This is a genomic window from Thioalkalivibrio nitratireducens DSM 14787 (assembly GCF_000321415.2).
Taxonomy (GTDB): domain Bacteria; phylum Pseudomonadota; class Gammaproteobacteria; order Ectothiorhodospirales; family Ectothiorhodospiraceae; genus Thioalkalivibrio; species Thioalkalivibrio nitratireducens.
This window is the reverse complement of the sequence record NC_019902.2, coordinates 2,003,134-2,018,093: the sequence shown is the minus strand read 5'-3', so window position 1 is coordinate 2,018,093 and position 14,960 is coordinate 2,003,134. Positions and strand designations below refer to the sequence as shown.

9 protein-coding genes and 1 tRNA gene are annotated in these 14,960 nt (G+C 66.3%); 3 read left to right on the top strand and 7 right to left on the bottom strand.

What is annotated here, in order from left to right; genetic code table 11:
- Positions 1 to 352: 352 nt before the first annotated feature.
- The 6 genes from TVNIR_RS09345 to TVNIR_RS09315 all read right to left on the bottom strand — a co-directional run bounded on the left by TVNIR_RS09345 (position 353) and on the right by TVNIR_RS09315 (position 10,427).
- Positions 353 to 1,033, bottom strand: coding sequence for an ankyrin repeat domain-containing protein (locus TVNIR_RS09345; protein WP_169794298.1), 681 nt, complete (start codon positions 1,031 to 1,033; stop codon positions 353 to 355).
- A gap of 387 nt (positions 1,034 to 1,420) precedes the next feature.
- Complete coding sequence (locus tag TVNIR_RS09340; RefSeq protein WP_015258770.1) at positions 1,421 to 3,760, bottom strand: hypothetical protein; 2,340 nt, start codon at positions 3,758 to 3,760, stop codon at positions 1,421 to 1,423.
- 13 nt (positions 3,761 to 3,773) lie between these two features.
- Positions 3,774 to 5,393 carry a hypothetical protein gene (locus TVNIR_RS09335; RefSeq protein WP_157092245.1) on the bottom strand — a complete coding sequence of 540 codons (1,620 nt, stop codon included), beginning with the start codon at positions 5,391 to 5,393 and terminating at the stop codon, positions 3,774 to 3,776.
- Between the two features lie 152 nt (positions 5,394 to 5,545).
- A complete protein-coding gene (locus TVNIR_RS09330) occupies positions 5,546 to 7,165 on the bottom strand; it encodes an ankyrin repeat domain-containing protein (protein ID WP_015258768.1) in 1,620 nt (539 codons plus the stop codon).
- A gap of 558 nt (positions 7,166 to 7,723) precedes the next feature.
- A complete protein-coding gene (locus TVNIR_RS09320; RefSeq protein WP_157092244.1) occupies positions 7,724 to 9,508 on the bottom strand; it encodes an Lcl C-terminal domain-containing protein in 1,785 nt (594 codons plus the stop codon).
- Between the two features lie 589 nt (positions 9,509 to 10,097).
- Entirely contained in the window at positions 10,098 to 10,427 is a 330-nt protein-coding gene (locus TVNIR_RS09315; protein WP_015258766.1) for a hypothetical protein, read from the bottom strand.
- 204 nt (positions 10,428 to 10,631) lie between these two features.
- Here TVNIR_RS09315 and TVNIR_RS09310 point away from each other — a divergent pair.
- Positions 10,632 to 10,708 (top strand) — tRNA-Arg (locus TVNIR_RS09310).
- Between the two features lie 58 nt (positions 10,709 to 10,766).
- Entirely contained in the window at positions 10,767 to 11,387 is a 621-nt protein-coding gene (locus TVNIR_RS09305; protein ID WP_157092243.1) for a DUF4124 domain-containing protein, read from the top strand.
- Positions 11,388 to 11,406: 19 nt separating this feature from the next.
- Here TVNIR_RS09305 and hrpB read toward each other — a convergent pair whose 3' ends face one another.
- Positions 11,407 to 13,887, bottom strand: coding sequence for an ATP-dependent helicase HrpB (gene hrpB, locus TVNIR_RS09300; protein WP_015258764.1), 2,481 nt, complete (start codon positions 13,885 to 13,887; stop codon positions 11,407 to 11,409).
- Between the two features lie 170 nt (positions 13,888 to 14,057).
- On the opposite strand from hrpB, the gene TVNIR_RS09295 reads away from it, so the two are divergent.
- Positions 14,058 to 14,879, top strand: a complete 822-nt coding sequence (locus TVNIR_RS09295; protein WP_015258763.1) for a hypothetical protein — start codon at positions 14,058 to 14,060, stop codon at positions 14,877 to 14,879.
- The last annotated feature ends 81 nt before the right edge of the window (positions 14,880 to 14,960 follow it).

Sequence of the window (14,960 nt, the reverse complement as noted above, 5' to 3'; positions counted from 1 at the left end):
ATCTTTAATGATAAGGGTAGACCATGGGGCCGCATTGCTGGTGGAATCTGAGGGCAAGTGGCCGGGATGTCGGTTCGCAGAAGGGCTGTACCCCCCGGCGCTTCCTGATCGCACCCGAAACTCCTTTGCAGCAGCCACCCTGCGATGATGCTGCGGTTCCGGGCGTTGACAATGGCCCCGACCGGTTGATCGGGCGGATCCCCGTCCATGGATTCGATTTCCACGGCTGGGTCCACTCTTGCCCTGCCCGTAACGATCTGCCTTGGAGACCCGGAGTGCCGAGGGAAGGATCGCCAGACTGCGCATCTCGTCTACCGCTGCCAGATCTCAGGCACGGCGAAACGCTCGCCGGTCAAGGCTGTTCGCGTTCCTGGGCCTCCAGAAGTCGGGACAGGACTCTCGACGATCCAAGCTCCTGCGCGATGGCCGCCGCCGTTTGGCCTTCACGATCCCGAAGGCTGGGATCGGCTCCGAGGCGCAACACGCTCTCCGCCAGCGGCAGGTTGTCGTTGTGCGCGGCAACGTGCAGCAGGGTGGCGCCGTGCCGATCACGCTCGTCCACATCCCAACCGGCGGCGACCAGCATCTCGAGCAGGATCTCGCCCTCGTGGTATCGCCGCCACTCGATGAAGCGGACCGCGAGTTCCCTTAGCAGCGGGGAACTGCTGCGCTGCGGAGCCACCCCGTGCTCCAACAGCACGGGTACGAGAGACAGCGCGGCATCGGACCAGAGGTGATAGTGCAGGACCGTGTACCCATCGCGGTCCGCTGCGTTCGGATCGGCGCCTTGGCGAAGCAGGAAATCGGCCACCTCGCCGTTTTGGGCACACATCAGTGTGGTGCGACCCTTGTCATCGGCGATATCGATATCCAGCCCATGGCGTACCATCGCGCCGAGAAACTTGAGGTCGCCCTGCGCCGCGGCATCGCAAACGTCGTCGCGCCGGGTCGGGTCGTGCTGGCCGTGGAATCGCCACTCCGATGCGGGACCTGGCAAACCCTGGCCGATCGCTTTGCCGGTCCGGAGGGTCACGTCCGGGTCCGGGGCCAAGGGAACGGACCGTTCATCTGAAGCCTCGCAATGCTTAACCAGACCGGCTTCCTCAGGGAGAACGGCGGCCGGTTCCACCACGGCCGCTCCCGGAGAGGCGTTTGTGGACTGCAGGACCAGCAACAATCCGAGTGGAATAGCAACGCACAGGACCGCGACGCGGCACGTTCGAGAGGGCCGTGGCGTCCGTTCCGGACGGCATCGCCGGACCGTTGCCCGGCCGTGCTTGACCGCCGACCGGCGATGCAGGGAGGAGTCGGGCAGCACCGGGACAGCCCGACTCGCCCCTGAAAGGTGCGAGTGCGATGCCTCGATCATCGAACTGCCATCCGGTTGCGGACCGACCCCATCGGCACGGCGGCTTTCCCGTTATCGAACCGAAGGAGCGGGCGCGAATTCCGGGGTCAGGCTGTAGGACCCGGCACCCTCGGAAAGGCTGACCTGGATGAGATAGATGCCTGCCGTGAGTCCGGATGCATTGACCGAACGCGATGCACTGATTCCCTGGGCGTCGGCTCCGATCGCGCGCCGGTCGCCGGCGCGGAACAGATGCAGCTGGAGCCTCAACGCCTCTTCGCCTTGAGCGTTTACGGTCAGCGTGCCGGGCTTCGGCAGTGTCACCCGAAACCAGTCTTCGCTGTCGGTACCGCCGTCCCTTCGCCCATAGCCCAGGAGCCCCGCCTGCGCCTCATCCAGTTCGATTGCCCGCGCCATTTCGCGGTTATCGTTGGGTTCCGGATCGCTGGGAACGGTTTGCGGGTTGAAGGTGGGGGTCAACACGTAGGCCCCATGTCCATCGCTGCGCCGCAGTTGAATCAGGTATTCGCCTGCCGCTGCGCCGATCGGGCCGATCGCGCGTGTGGGCGCCGCGCCGTCGCTGTCGGCAGCCAGCGCGCGGGTGTTGCCAGCGGCGAAGAGTTGCATCGTGAGCGTCAAGGCCTCCTCGGCTTCGACCGCGAGCCGCAGCTGGCCGGGGTCGTCGAGCCGCAGACGGAACCAGTCCTCGTTATCGGTCGCCCACGGCAGGCCGTAGCCCAGCAGCCCGCTTTGTTCCGCATTGGGCATGATCGGAGCCGCCAGTTCGCGATGATCGTTGGGTTCGGGATCGCTCGTCCCGCTGGCCGCGACCAGTTCCGGCAGCAGCCGATAGGCGCCAAAACCGCCGGTGCGTTGCAGATGAATCAGGTACGTTCCGGGAGCCAGCGCCGAAGCGGTGGCCGCCCGCGTTGAGGCGGCCCCGTCGGTATCGGCGGCGAGCGCCCGCGTTTGACCGGCTGCGAACACGCTGAGCCGAAAGGCCAGTTCCTCTTCCGCCTTGGCGTTGACCTTCAGTGCGCCATGGGTGTCGGTCGTCACGCGGAACCAGTCATCCCGCTCGAAATTCGGAGGGATGCCGTATCCGAGGAGTCCCCGGGTTTCTGCGCCCAGCGCGATATCGCGGGCTGTGTCGCGGTGGTCGTTGGGACCGTGATCATCGGACACCGACGCGGGGACGAACGTTGGCAGGAACCGGTAGGCACCGTGCCCAGTGTTGCGGTGCAACTGCACCAGCCATTCCCCCGGCTCCAGCCCGCCCAGACGCAGCGACCGCGCCGATTGGGTGCCCGACCTGTCGGCCGCGATGCTTCGCGTCGAATCGATGTGAAAGGCCGACATCCGCACACCGAGGGTCTCGTCTCCCTGGACCGTGAGCTCCAGCGTGCCGGGCGATTCGGTGCGCAGGCGCACCCAGTCCTCGGTATCGGTCGCCGTCGGCGTGCCGTAGCCCAGCAGCCCGACCCGGGGCGTGTCGAGCGCCGCCAGCGGAGCCTCGTCGCGACGGTCGGAGGCTACCGGCGGGGTGATCTCCGCCGCCGGTGCGAACGCGGTGTCGAGCCGGTAGCCGCCGTGACCGGAGCGTCGACGCAGTTGCAGCAGCCAGGTGCTGTCAGCCAGGGCTTCGGCCGTAATCGCCCGGGAGGCCGCAGTGCCCGAGGTGTCGGACGCCACCGTCCGGCCACTCTCCTGGTGGTAGAGGTAAAGCTGCAGAGCGAGTCCTTCGTCGCCCTGGACGTTGACCTGCAGTTGTCCAGGGTTGTCGGTGGTCAGTACGAACCAGTCTTCGGTATTGGTGCCTTCGACGTTGCCGAACCCGAGATGCCCCCGAACCGACGAGCTCGGTTCGATGCCCCGCGCGGTGTCCCGGGTGCCGTGCGGTTCCGGATCGCCGGGCTCCTCCAGCAGGGCGGGTTGGCTCTGCAGCACGAAGGTGCCGCTCCCGCTGCTGCGTCCCACCTGCGCGAAGTAGGTGCCCGCGGCGAGCCCATCGGCGCGAACGGAGCGTGTGGCGGATACGCCGGACTGATCGGCCGCGATCCTGCGTGTCCCGTTGAGATCGAGCAGGAACAGTTGAATGGTCAGGTCAGCGCCGGCTTCGGCCGTCAGTTCCAGGCTGCCCGGTGCCGCCAGGGTGATCTCGAACCGCGCTTCGGTCGTCTCTGCGTCGAGCGCGCCACGAAACTGTTCGCTCTCTTCCTGCGCCTGCCGTTCGAGTCCGGCGGCCGTGTCCGGCGCATCAAGACCGATCAGGTTGGGAAGATCGCTTGCCGCCACCGGGGCTGCCAGCAGCGGCGCAAGCAGGCATGCGGGTACCAGCGGGGCGAGCAGTCGCTGCGAAACCGAGCGGGAAACTGGTCGTGTTAGGCCGGAATCGTGTTCGGTACGTAGCATGGAATGTCCTCCTTTAATGGTGTTGGCAACGCAATCTCACCATTTCGGATTCGATCTCCGAGATCTGTGCCCGCCGCTCCGAGAGATCTTCTTCGTATTGTCTCCTGAGCAGCACGAGGGCACGTGCAGTCTTCTCTATCCTTTCTTGCATTTCGGCAATCATCCGGGCACGACCATCGTGCCATATGGGAATTTGTCTCGACCAATTTTCTACCCCGCTCGGGGCGTTTTGCTTTCTGTAAGACTCGATTGTGCGTTTGATTCCGCTGAGAGTTTTTGTGCGAAAGATTGTGAAGTTGTCATCCGTTACCCTTGCATCTTCGCCTGCGTCAATGAAATCCTGCAAATTATTACGTTCACGCTCCAAGCGCTCTTCTAATCCACGTTTGGAAGGGGGCCAATGGAAACGGGGGCTCTTTTGTTCATAGGTGCCCTTGTCCCAACTGGCTTGCAATCGTTCGAGTTGTCCATTGATCTGGTTCAGCCTTCCACGCAATCTCCGGCAGGCCGCTGGATCCACTTCCTCGTCTTGGATAGTCGGGGTTTCATCATCCGGCTCGGGCTGTGGTGGTACCGGTTCCGGGGCGGGTCGGGGCGGATCCAGGAAGTCATCCGTATTTGCGGCTACAGTAAGGAACTCCTGGAACGAGCCCCTGAACTCGCGCGAGGCGAGGCGGAACTCATCGGCTAACCGGATTGCACGTTCGGGGCTGATTTCGCCCAGCAATAGTGCTTCTGTAAGCCGCTCGACGAAATGATCGCGGGTAATAAACTCCCCGGCATGCCGTGGCAGCAGCTTTTGCATCCCCGAGGGCGCTTTGAGAAACGAACGCAACGGAACCAAACCGAGCGTGTTGGTGAGCTCCCACCAATCCTGCGCTTCCTCGAGCGACCAGGTGCCCCGTATGTCTTCCCAATCGCTCGGTCGACCGGTCGCGGCGGTACGGTCGATCGAGGCCTCGATCTGACGGCTGAGCATGGCGACGGTTTTCTGCTTTTCGCGTACTTCGCTGAGATCCATCCGTTTTGCGGTTTCGATTTGGTGTTCGACCTCCTTGAAGCGCTGCTGGAGTGCGGCAAGGTCCATTTCCCGGTACTCCTGCGGCCAGTCACTGCGTAGCGGCATGTCCAGCCGTCGCTGCTCAAGTCGCTGCAGCTCCTGTTGCAATTCCGCCTGGTCGCGCACGGCTTGTTGCGCTGCGGCGATTTCGCGGCGCAACTCGCGTTCCTGGGCGCGCATCGTGCTGTTCAAGTACCAGATGGTTTGCCGAAAATTGAGCCAGTCGACGACCGGCCAGATTCCCGGCTCGCCGTCGAACACGCGCATGCCCAGGTCGATTTTCCACAGGTGGAAACGCTCGTTCGCGACTTCGAGACGCTCTTGGGCCTGGACCAGTTGTTGCCGGATGTCATCGATGCGGCGCTGAATTCCGAGTAGCGAGTTCGGATCTTCTGGTCCGTCACCTTCGAGCAGCGCGCTCAGTGTGGCTCGCTCACGCTCGAGCTGGTCCCGTTGTTCCCAGGGCTCCAGTTTGATTTGAAGTCGCTCCAGTTGTGCAGTCAGCAGCTGAGTGGGGTCCGGGCGTGCGGGATCGGGATCCGCGAGGGCAGGGGTCGGGTAGAAGCCGGTCAAGAAAAGGCCACAGAGCATGGCGACCAGGCTGTGCGTCAGACGGGGGATGGTCTGCCGATGTATCGTGGTCTCGCGCCCCCCTGCTCGCGAAGGGAGACCCGGCAGGTCTCGCGCCGCCCGACGTTCACATGTCGCATGCATTTCTGGCAATCTCATGGCTGCTCACCCGTGGGCTCGACCCGCGAATCCGTCACCCGCCAGTCGTCGTCTCCGGTCCAATCCTCGAGCAAGAGCTCGAACTGGAAACGATCCCAATTCGGCGGCGCGTCGTGAAGTTCGAGGAAACCCTGCGCTCGGGCCCGACCGCCGACCGCGTGGAAACGCCGAATCTGGTAATCGAAAGCGCCAGAGTCTGGTTCGAGCAAAGGAAGAATCCCGTCGGGGAACTCGGCCACCGTCCTGCGCACGGCGTCGATGTTCCCCTGTTGTGCACCCTGCAGAAAGCGCTCGAGTGTCTCGAATGCCGTCTGGTAACCGGATTGTCGCCGATAGGTGTCGGTCGCCATCCGGATGCTGCGGGCCATGGCATCGTCGCGTGCCCAGTCGACCGGCGGCCGACCCGCTGCATCCGGTGCGCTGGTGTCCGCACCTCGAGCGATCAGTGTCGCGGCGAGCGCCGGGGCTCCATGGCGAGCTGCGAGGTGCAGGGGGGTAACACCATCCTCGGTCGAGGCGTTGATGTCCGCGCCGGCGTCCAACAGGACTTTGGCCACAGCCTCGTGCCCGCCTGTCGCTGCCAGATGCAGGGGTGTCAGGCCTTGCCCGTCCCGTGCCTCGAGCTGGCGCATAAGGTCTACGAAATCGTCGAAACGCAGGGCAGGTCGTGGCGCGCTCAGGCCTTCGCCGAGCACCGTGGGCGGCGCCTCTCTTGCTTCAGTCCAAGGTGGTAACGACGGCTGTTCGAGGAGGAATTCGACTGCTGCGACGTGGCCGTGAGCCGCAGCATGGTGCAGCGGTGTGCGCCCGTATGCATCCACGGTCGTCACGTGGTTCGCCAGGTGCACCAGATCCCTCAGGCGATCCAGGTCGCCATCGCGTGCCGCGCGAATAAGGCGTGCCTTCGCGGACGGGAACTCCGCCACCTGCCGAGTGGCGGGTGGCGCTCGGGCCGCGTCCCGCGTATCCGGGAACAGCCAGATCGCGTAGACCTGTTCGCCGTCGACTCCGAGCACCGCACCGGAAGCCCGGTGGGAGCGTAGTTCGCCTTGGCGGGTCGGGTGGGGGCGCGAACCGCTTGCGGGCCCGAGTGCCAGTGCCGCCTCCAATTCGTTGACGGCCAACGGAACCCGAGGTTCCAGCATCAGTTGTTGCAGGATCCCGTCTTCGTCGAACCCGGCCAGCAGGCGGCTCAGGAACAGGAGATCAAGTACTGCGCCTTGGTCCCAGGCAGCCTCGGTCTGGGAAGACGTACCGGGCGTACCTAGTGCTGCTCGAACCAGGTCGCGTGGGCTCTGCCCGACGGTCAGCACGTGAAACCGGACACCCCGAGCTGGTGTATTCGGGCCCAGCATCTCGAGCAGGCGTTGCCGGGCGAGTTCGGGGGGCTCGGTCATCGGCGTTCGCAACCGTGGAGCCTCGCCGGCTCGTGCCAATGCGATACCTGCGGGGTTGGTCAGCGCCTCAGGAGAGATGGTTGCGGGTTCCGCAGGCCCGCCAGCCGTGGTCGCCGCGTCCAGCGGCGACAGGGCAAGAAAAGCTGCGGCGATCAGACAGCCCGCGAGCAGGGCTGGCCAAGGCTTGGAGCAAGGTTCGCGTTCGTGCTCGGTGTTCATGGGATTTCCTCGCATCGCCATTCACCTATGCGGTGGGCCCCAATCAGTGTCGGCCATTCAGACCGGTCGCCACCGGGATCGCGGTTCCGATTACCACCCCGGAGTGCCACCGGCACGTGTCGCGGGCGGCCGTTGCTGAGGCGCTGGATCTGTCCAGTACGCAGGATCCCGATCGGTCCGGTAGCCCAGAATCGAGGGCGTTCTGGAACCGTTGGAAGGTGAGCCCACGGTCGACGAGCATGGTGTTCTCGATCTGCTGGAAGAGCGCTGCCAGCGCGGGTGAGGGCTGGAAGCTATAGGATTGCTGGGCCATGCCGGGCGATGTCATCACCAGTAGTACTATGGTGGCGAGTGCCCAATAAGCGCGCAGAAGGCGAGCACGTCGATGGGTTGCAGTTCGGTATGAACGTTTATCCATGATCGTAACTCCTTCTCAAAGGATCCGGCGCCATCTGCTGGTCAATCATCGCTGACGCATTCGTGGATCACATGCAACGACGAAGAACCAAAGATTACTATCTGTCGTGCACCAACCGAACCTCGAAGCTGTAACCGCTCTTAGAGCCCCACCCGTCTATGCCAGCGTAGAAGCTGACACCCCATGCGCGGTCTCGAGGGGGGAGCGGGAAAAGGCGAGGCCGACCAGAAAAAGCTTTCTGGAGTATTGGGAAATGCCTCGGTAACGATCGTTGGCCGCTGGAATTGGCCCCGGCAGCGGTCACGGGTGTCGTGGTCGAAAAACCGCGCCGGTTCACCGCTGGAGCAGAACACCAGCGTTCGCAGCTCCTCGATGGTGGGCAGCCGCCAGCCTGCGATTTCGCTTGCCGCCTGTTGTGCTTCCCTCTGCGTGTAGCCCGTAGCCTCGCCCACGCAGGTTTGCCCGTCCCAGGTATGTCCCAGACTACAGCGCTGCCATTCCAGGCCGGTGACAACATCCCGCACGATTGCACCCTCAGTACCGATCACCTCGTAACGCTCGGCAATGGTCTGGATCATCTCCCCTTGCGTCATGCATCGTCCGTCCACGCAAACTGTCTTGTCGTGGCATTCTGCATAGCGTTCGCAGCAGGGGTTGCCAACCCGCCCGCAGGCAATGCAGATTGGGGCGCCTTCGTTGAATAGGCTAAAGCCCCGACACGGGTCCGGACCGGGGCACGGCGGTAGGCCCTTATGTCCGCATTCCCGGGTCTGATCGGGAGCAAGTCCGCAATACCGTTGTCCGCCGGGTCCGGGTATCGGGGCGTACCCGAGGTGTTCCTCATAGCAAATGGGCGGGTGATCGCAGGCGATGTTGCTTTCCAGCAGCTCTCCGTTCGGCCCGTACCGATGTCGCCAGATCTCATCCGGCGTCTGCTTCTCCACGAGGCGACCGGCCGGGTCGTAGGCGAAGTGCAGTTCTTGGCTACGCGCGTATTCGAAGCGTGTGAGCGCGCCATTGGCATCCAGGGCGCGCAGGCGCCCGCCCGGAGCGTCGTAGTCGAACCATTGGTAGGTGCCGGTCGAAGCCTCCTGGCTCAGCAGCCGCCCGTCGCGATCATAGCTCAGGCGGACCGAGGATCCGTCGGGGTATGTTCGCTCGAGCAATTGCCCTGCATCGTTCCAAGCCCAGCTTTCACGCGTATCGGACGCGTCGGTGCGCCACAGTGGCCGCCCTTCATCGTCATGGGCTTGTACCCACTCATCGCCCCGAGAATCCGAGCCTCGCAGCGTCCTGCCATCGTAGGCGAACCACTCGGTCCGGCCGTCCGTATGCACCCGTTCACTCAGGCGCCCAAGGTCGTCATACCGGTATTCTTCCCGGCGTTCATCGGGATACTCGACGGCCTCCAGGCGCCCGATGGAGTCGTATCCGTAGGCCAGGGTGCGCCCGTCGACGTCGACCACCTCGCTCAGCAGGCTACGGTCATCGTACCTGTACTTGACCCGGCGTCCTTGGTCATCCTCCAAGCTGCGCAGTTTTCCGTCGGCATGGTAGGAGAATCTGAAAGTGGTCTCGGGGCCGCCGACCATCTCGGTGACCCGTCCCTGCTGATCCCGGGCGATGCGGATCCGATTCCCGTTGGCGTCTTCCCGCAGACGCTCATGGCCTTCGGCGTCGAATGCGATCCACGAACCGCCGGGGAGGGCCAGCCTGTATGCGCCCTCGTCGACGATCAGAACGGCGCCCTCCGGCCCGAGGTAGCCCCCCTCCCGGTCACCGCGGAAGGTCCATGCGCCTGCGGGGCTAGTGACGAGACGGCGTTCCGGGTCGATCCGATGCACCTGCCAGGCGAACTCAAGACTCCAGCCAAAGCCCAGCGTGTCTTCCAGAAGGCTGCTGTGGTAACGACGCGTGATTGGCACCAAACCCGTTGGTGTCGTTAGCCAGGCGTCCGTCTCCACGCGTTGCAGTTCACCCTGCGGGGATACCGTGGTGAACCCCGCAAGTGCTGGCGAGCAGAGTGCGGCGATCAGGATGGTGGCCAGTAACGACCATGGCAACCAGTGGTGGGAATGGCAAGTTGCCGGCGTGTCGCGCAGGGACAGGCGTCGCGATCTCGGTGTGCGTGCGTGCCGAGGGACCGGGCCACCGGGTTCGTGTTCGCTCACCGCATGATACCGAATGCGCCAGTTTCAACACACGACCATCGTGACCATGTCGCGGGCTGCCGCGTCTAGCGCCTGAATGTGCTTCCCAAAAGTATAGGCGTCTACCCGCGCTCGTGGAATGGTTTTTTGTGCGAAAGGTGGGGAGCACGGTCTCCGCTGTTGAGGGCTGGCTGGTTTAAACCGGCATTCCGGTACCATGCGTCGAGTCCTGGACCGCTGTCTTTGGCCGGAGGCATCGCATCGAATTCAAGACTCCAGCCCGTGAGGCTGTCGGGATCCTCGTGGATCCCGCCGATACGGCAGTCTACGACCTGTGGCCGAAGTTGCAGGGGTAGCTCGAATCTCAGTCTCCTGCCAGGCCGCGAGCATCGTTCAGGCTGCGCAGCTGCAGGAGGATCGCTTCGGGCAGCAGTTCCCGCAGCGCGGGATGGATGTCGTCATCGATCGGGCTTACCACCGGGATGGTCAGCGTCCGCGGCTGGCGGGAGAGCGGATCGCCATACTGGTTCGCCTGGATTCCGGGAGTTGAGCTGAGGTCCAGCAGGGCCACTTGCGGTCCGTCCGCGAGCACCTCGACCAGTTCCAGGGTGCGGCCCTGAAAGCGGCCGCGTATGCCGATCAGCGGGGTCAGCAGTGTGACGGCATTGCGAGGCCGGGGGGGTGTCGCGGTCATCGGGTTGCCCCGATGCGTTGGCACCTGCTGCGCAGGGCGAGGTCGATGTTCATCGGTATGCTCCGGATCTCCGCGGTCGGGGAGGGCGGTGGGCCATTTGCGCCATTTTCGCCCAGCAGGACCCGCGCGCTGCATTACCCCGCGCGCACCGTGGCAACATCGAGGCCCGCGATCCGCGCCCAAGGCGTTATAATCGGCCTTCAGGTCCCCGTAGCTCAGCTGGATAGAGTGGCCCCCTCCTAAGGGGCAGGTCGCAGGTTCGAACCCTGCCGGGGACGCCAGATTCGGGGCATGCCCGCCCGCTGGGGCGCGGCCCTCCCCGGCGTGTGGAGAGAGGCCATGCGGGTCCGAGCACTCACGCCCTTGCTTTTTTTGTGCCTGGTGGCGGCTTTCGGCCCGGTGCCGCCGGCGGCGGCGCAGGGCATCTTCCAGTGGGTCGATGAACACGGCCGGATGATCTACTCGGACCGGCCACCGCCGGGGCGGGAGTACCGGGAGCTCGGCCCCGTGCCGGATCCATCCGAGGATGAGATTGAGGCCGCCCGGGAGCGCGCCCGGGAATGGCGGCGGCTCGCGGACGCGTTGGCCGAAGAGCGGCGCCAGCGCGAGGAACGCGCCGCAGCGCGTGAGCCACCCTGGCCGGACCCGCCGGCCGCCAAGCCTCCGCCGGAGCGATCGGTCGAGATCCGGTACTATCCCTGGCCGTTGTACCGGCACTACCGTCCGGGCGGCTGGTTTCCTCCCGGACACCGACCGCCCCACCTGCGGCACCCGCCGCCCGAAGACCCGTCCGCGCGTGTTCGGGCACCGGAGTTCACGCAGCCCCGTCGAGCTCCCGAGTTCGTCCAGCCGCGTCGGGCGCCCGAGTTCGTCCAGCCGCGTCGGGCGCCCGAGTTCGTCCAGCCGCGTCGGGCGCCCGAGTTCCAGGCGCCGCCCTGGCCTGCTGAACGCCGGCGTTGATGCACTTCGGTTCCCCCGGTCACTGCCGTGCTCTTTTCGTGCCACGCAGCGCCCGGGCGTTCAGCGGGTCATCGGGCCAGGCGTGCTTCGGGTAGCGCCCCTTCAGGTCTTTCTTCACTTCAGCGTAGGTGCGCGCCCAGAATCCGGCCAGGTCGCGTGTCACCTGCACCGGCCGCCGCGCCGGCGAGAGCAGATGCAGAGTCAGTGGTACGCTGTCATTGCCGATCCGGGGCGTATCGGACCAGCCGAAAACCTCCTGGATCCGGACCGCGAGGACCGGGTTGCCAGGGTCGCCGTAGTCGATAGCTACGCGTGAGCCGCTGGGTACCGTCAGGTGGGTGGGCGCGATGCGGTCCAGTCGCTGCTGCTGCGGCCAGTCGAGCAGCGCGCGCAGCGCGGCGCCGAGGTCCAGCGTGCGCAGGTGGCTCATCCGGCCCATCCCGGTGACCCAGGGCGCGAGCCAGGTGTGCAGGATACGGCGCAGCCCCTCGTCGCTGACGTCCGGCCAGGCGTCGCCGTCCTGTGCGCGGGCAAAAGCCATGCGCGCGCGCAGCCTGCGGCTCTCCGGGGTCCAGGGCAGCGATTCCGGGCCCCGGGCCGCGACCGCGTCGAGCAGCATCCGGGCTGCGACCTCAGGAGCGACGCCGTCCAGCGGCCGGCTCTCGAGCACCAGCGCGCCCAGCCGCTGTTCGACGCGGGCGTTCACCGCTCCGGCGTCGGCGTCCCACTCCACGTGTTCTTCGCTGCGCACCAGTCCGGGGAGCAGGAACGCGAGGGCGGAGCGGTCCAGCGGTGCCGCGAGATGGATCAGCGCCTCGCGCTGGCCGGCATCCAGAACCGCCGCGACGATGCAGGGGGCCTGCGCGAGGTCATCCTCGCGCGGAAAAAACGCGCCGCGCCCGCTCGCCAGCAGGAAGCGGCCCTCCGGCCCCGGGCGGCGCAGCGCGACCCGATCCGGGTAGGCGAGGGCGAGCAGTGCGCCGGCGACCTCGGGATCGAGCTGCGCGGGCTCCCGGCATTGCAGTTGCTTCGCCCACCGGGCCGCCTGGGTACGGAGCCGACGGCGCGCTGCCGATGACATCGACGCGTCGGTTGCCGTCAGGGCACGCAGTCGGGCACGAATGTCGCTGCCGGCCAACGCCCGGTCCAACGGGTCGCGCTCCTCCAGCAGCGCAGCCAGCAGCGCCGCTTCGTATCCCAGGCCACGTTCGTTTGCGGTCAGCAGCATGTGCGCAACTCGCGGATGCGTGCCGAGCGCGTCCATCGCCCGCCCGTGTACCGTAACCGTGCCGGTGTCATCGAGTGCGCCAAGCTGTTGCAGCAGGTCGCGCGCCTGGGCCAGTGCGGGTGCCGGCGGGGGATCCAGCCAGGCGAGCTCGTCCGCGTCGGCGCCCCAGCAGGCGAGAGTCAGCGCCAGCGGCGCGAGGTCGGCCTCGAGGATCTCCGGTGACGCATGAGCAGGCAGCCGCTGCTCGTCGGATTTCGACCACAGGCGGATGCAGACTCCCGGACCCAGTCTGCCGGCACGGCCGCAGCGCTGGGCGGCGCTCGCCCGGCTGATTCGCACGGTCTCGAGCCGGCTCAGTCCGCGGCGCGGGTCGAAGCGCGGCCTGCGCGCCAGCCCGGAATCGATCACCACCGCGATGCCCTCGATGGTCAGGCTGGTTTCGGCGATGTCGGTGGCCAGCACGACCTTGCGCGTTCCCTCCGGTGCCGGACGGATCGCCTCGTCCTGGGCCTCGGGAGGCATCTGCCCGTGCAGCGGCGTGACCCGGATTCCGGATCCTGCCAAGGCCTCGAGCCCGTGGGTTGCGCGATCGATCTCGCGCCGCCCCGGCAGGAAGACCAGGATGCTGCCGGGGAGGGTCGCCAGTGCCCGTTTCACGGCGACTGCGGTTGCATCGGCCGCACGTGCGGGGGCCGGCGCCGGAGGGCGGTGGTCGATATGCACGGGATGGCTGCGGCCCTCGGTGCGGATGACCGGGGCGGCGGGCAGCAGGCGCGTGATGCCCCCGGTTTCCAATGTCGCCGACATCACCAGCAGCCTCAGGTCGGGGCGCAGCAGTTCGCGGGCCTGCAGGCACAGTGCCAGGCCGAGGTCCGCCTGCAGGCTGCGTTCGTGAAACTCGTCGAAGATCACCAGGCCGGTGTCTTCCAGCGCCGGGTCGCGCTGCAGGCGCCGGGTCAGGATGCCCTCGGTGACAACCTCGATCCGGGTGCCCGGTCCGACCTTGCGCTCGACCCGAGTGCTGATGCCGACCGTGGATCCGACGCGTTCGCCGAGCATCGTCGCCATACGGCGGGCCGCGGCGCGCGCCGCCAGCCGCCGGGGCTCCAGCAGCAGGATCCGGTCCCGGCGCCACGGTGCGTCCAGCAGGGCCAGCGGCACCACGGTGGTCTTGCCGGCACCGGGTGGGGCCTGCAGCAATGCGACGCCCGGGTCGTTCAGGGCCGCGGCCAGGGCCGGCAGGACCGTGGCGACGGGCAGCTCCGTATTCAAGCGGAGCCGTGACGGCGGGGGCTGGTCATGGCCGGGATCATAGCGGCGGTACGGCGCAACTGGCCAGCGGCGCCGAGGCCTGGCCGGCGCGATGCGTTTCGTGGCGCCATCTGGTCTGCCGCCACCCGGTCCACTAAACTGTCACCGGGATACTGCAGCGGAGGCAATTCATGCACGACGGCGAACCGGCGGTCGAAGTGCCGGAGGTCGATCCCTCGGTCGAACGGGTTGCGGATCCGCTGGCCGGGATGGGTCCGGTGCGCGCATGGATCGTCCGGCACGACCGCAGCCTGCTGTTCGCCTCGGCCTATGTCACCCTGACCATCGTGCTCAGCGTGTTCGTAAGCTATTTCTGGCTGCTGGCGGTGGTCGCTGTCCACATCCTGCTGGAGTGGCTGAAGAAGGGGTACCTGGGCTATCGGCCGGGGTTGCATCGTACGGCCTGGACCGTCTGGGATACCAAGTTCGACGTTGCGCTGGTGTTTCTCGCCTTCACGCTGCTGAGCTACACGGGTGTGAACGCCGGTGTGGCCGGGGCGCAGAGTGCGACGCGTGCCGGCCTGCTGGGAGGGCGCCTCGGCGCGGTGACGGGCCGGGCGGGTTCGCTGTTCGCGCGGCTGGGTCGGCTGCTGCGTGTCGGCGGCGCCTTCCGCGGCCTGGGTATCAAGGCGGTCGACGTTTTCTTCTCGGCGCGGGTGCTGCTGTTCCGCAAGGCGGACATGGCGCGGGCGGCCAGCGATGAGGGCTATCTCGCGCCCGGCGCGGCATCCGGTCGCGCACGCACGGAGAAGGAACGGGCGCAGGACGCCGAACTGTTGCAGATCCCCGAGCACCTGCCCTGGCAGCGCCGGCTCGGCGGCGCTGCCTGGTTCGTGCTGATCGTGATTGCATTCAATGTCGTCGCGGTACTGGCATCGCCGCTGATCACCGATCACAGTTACCTGAGCCTGTTTCAGAGCCTGGGAGCGAAGTTGCACCCCTGGCCTCTCTGACATTCGTCGCCTATCGTTTCACGGCGGGGCGTGCACTCGCCCCCTCCCCAACCCATCCTCGGTGACCGCAGGAGGGGCCCT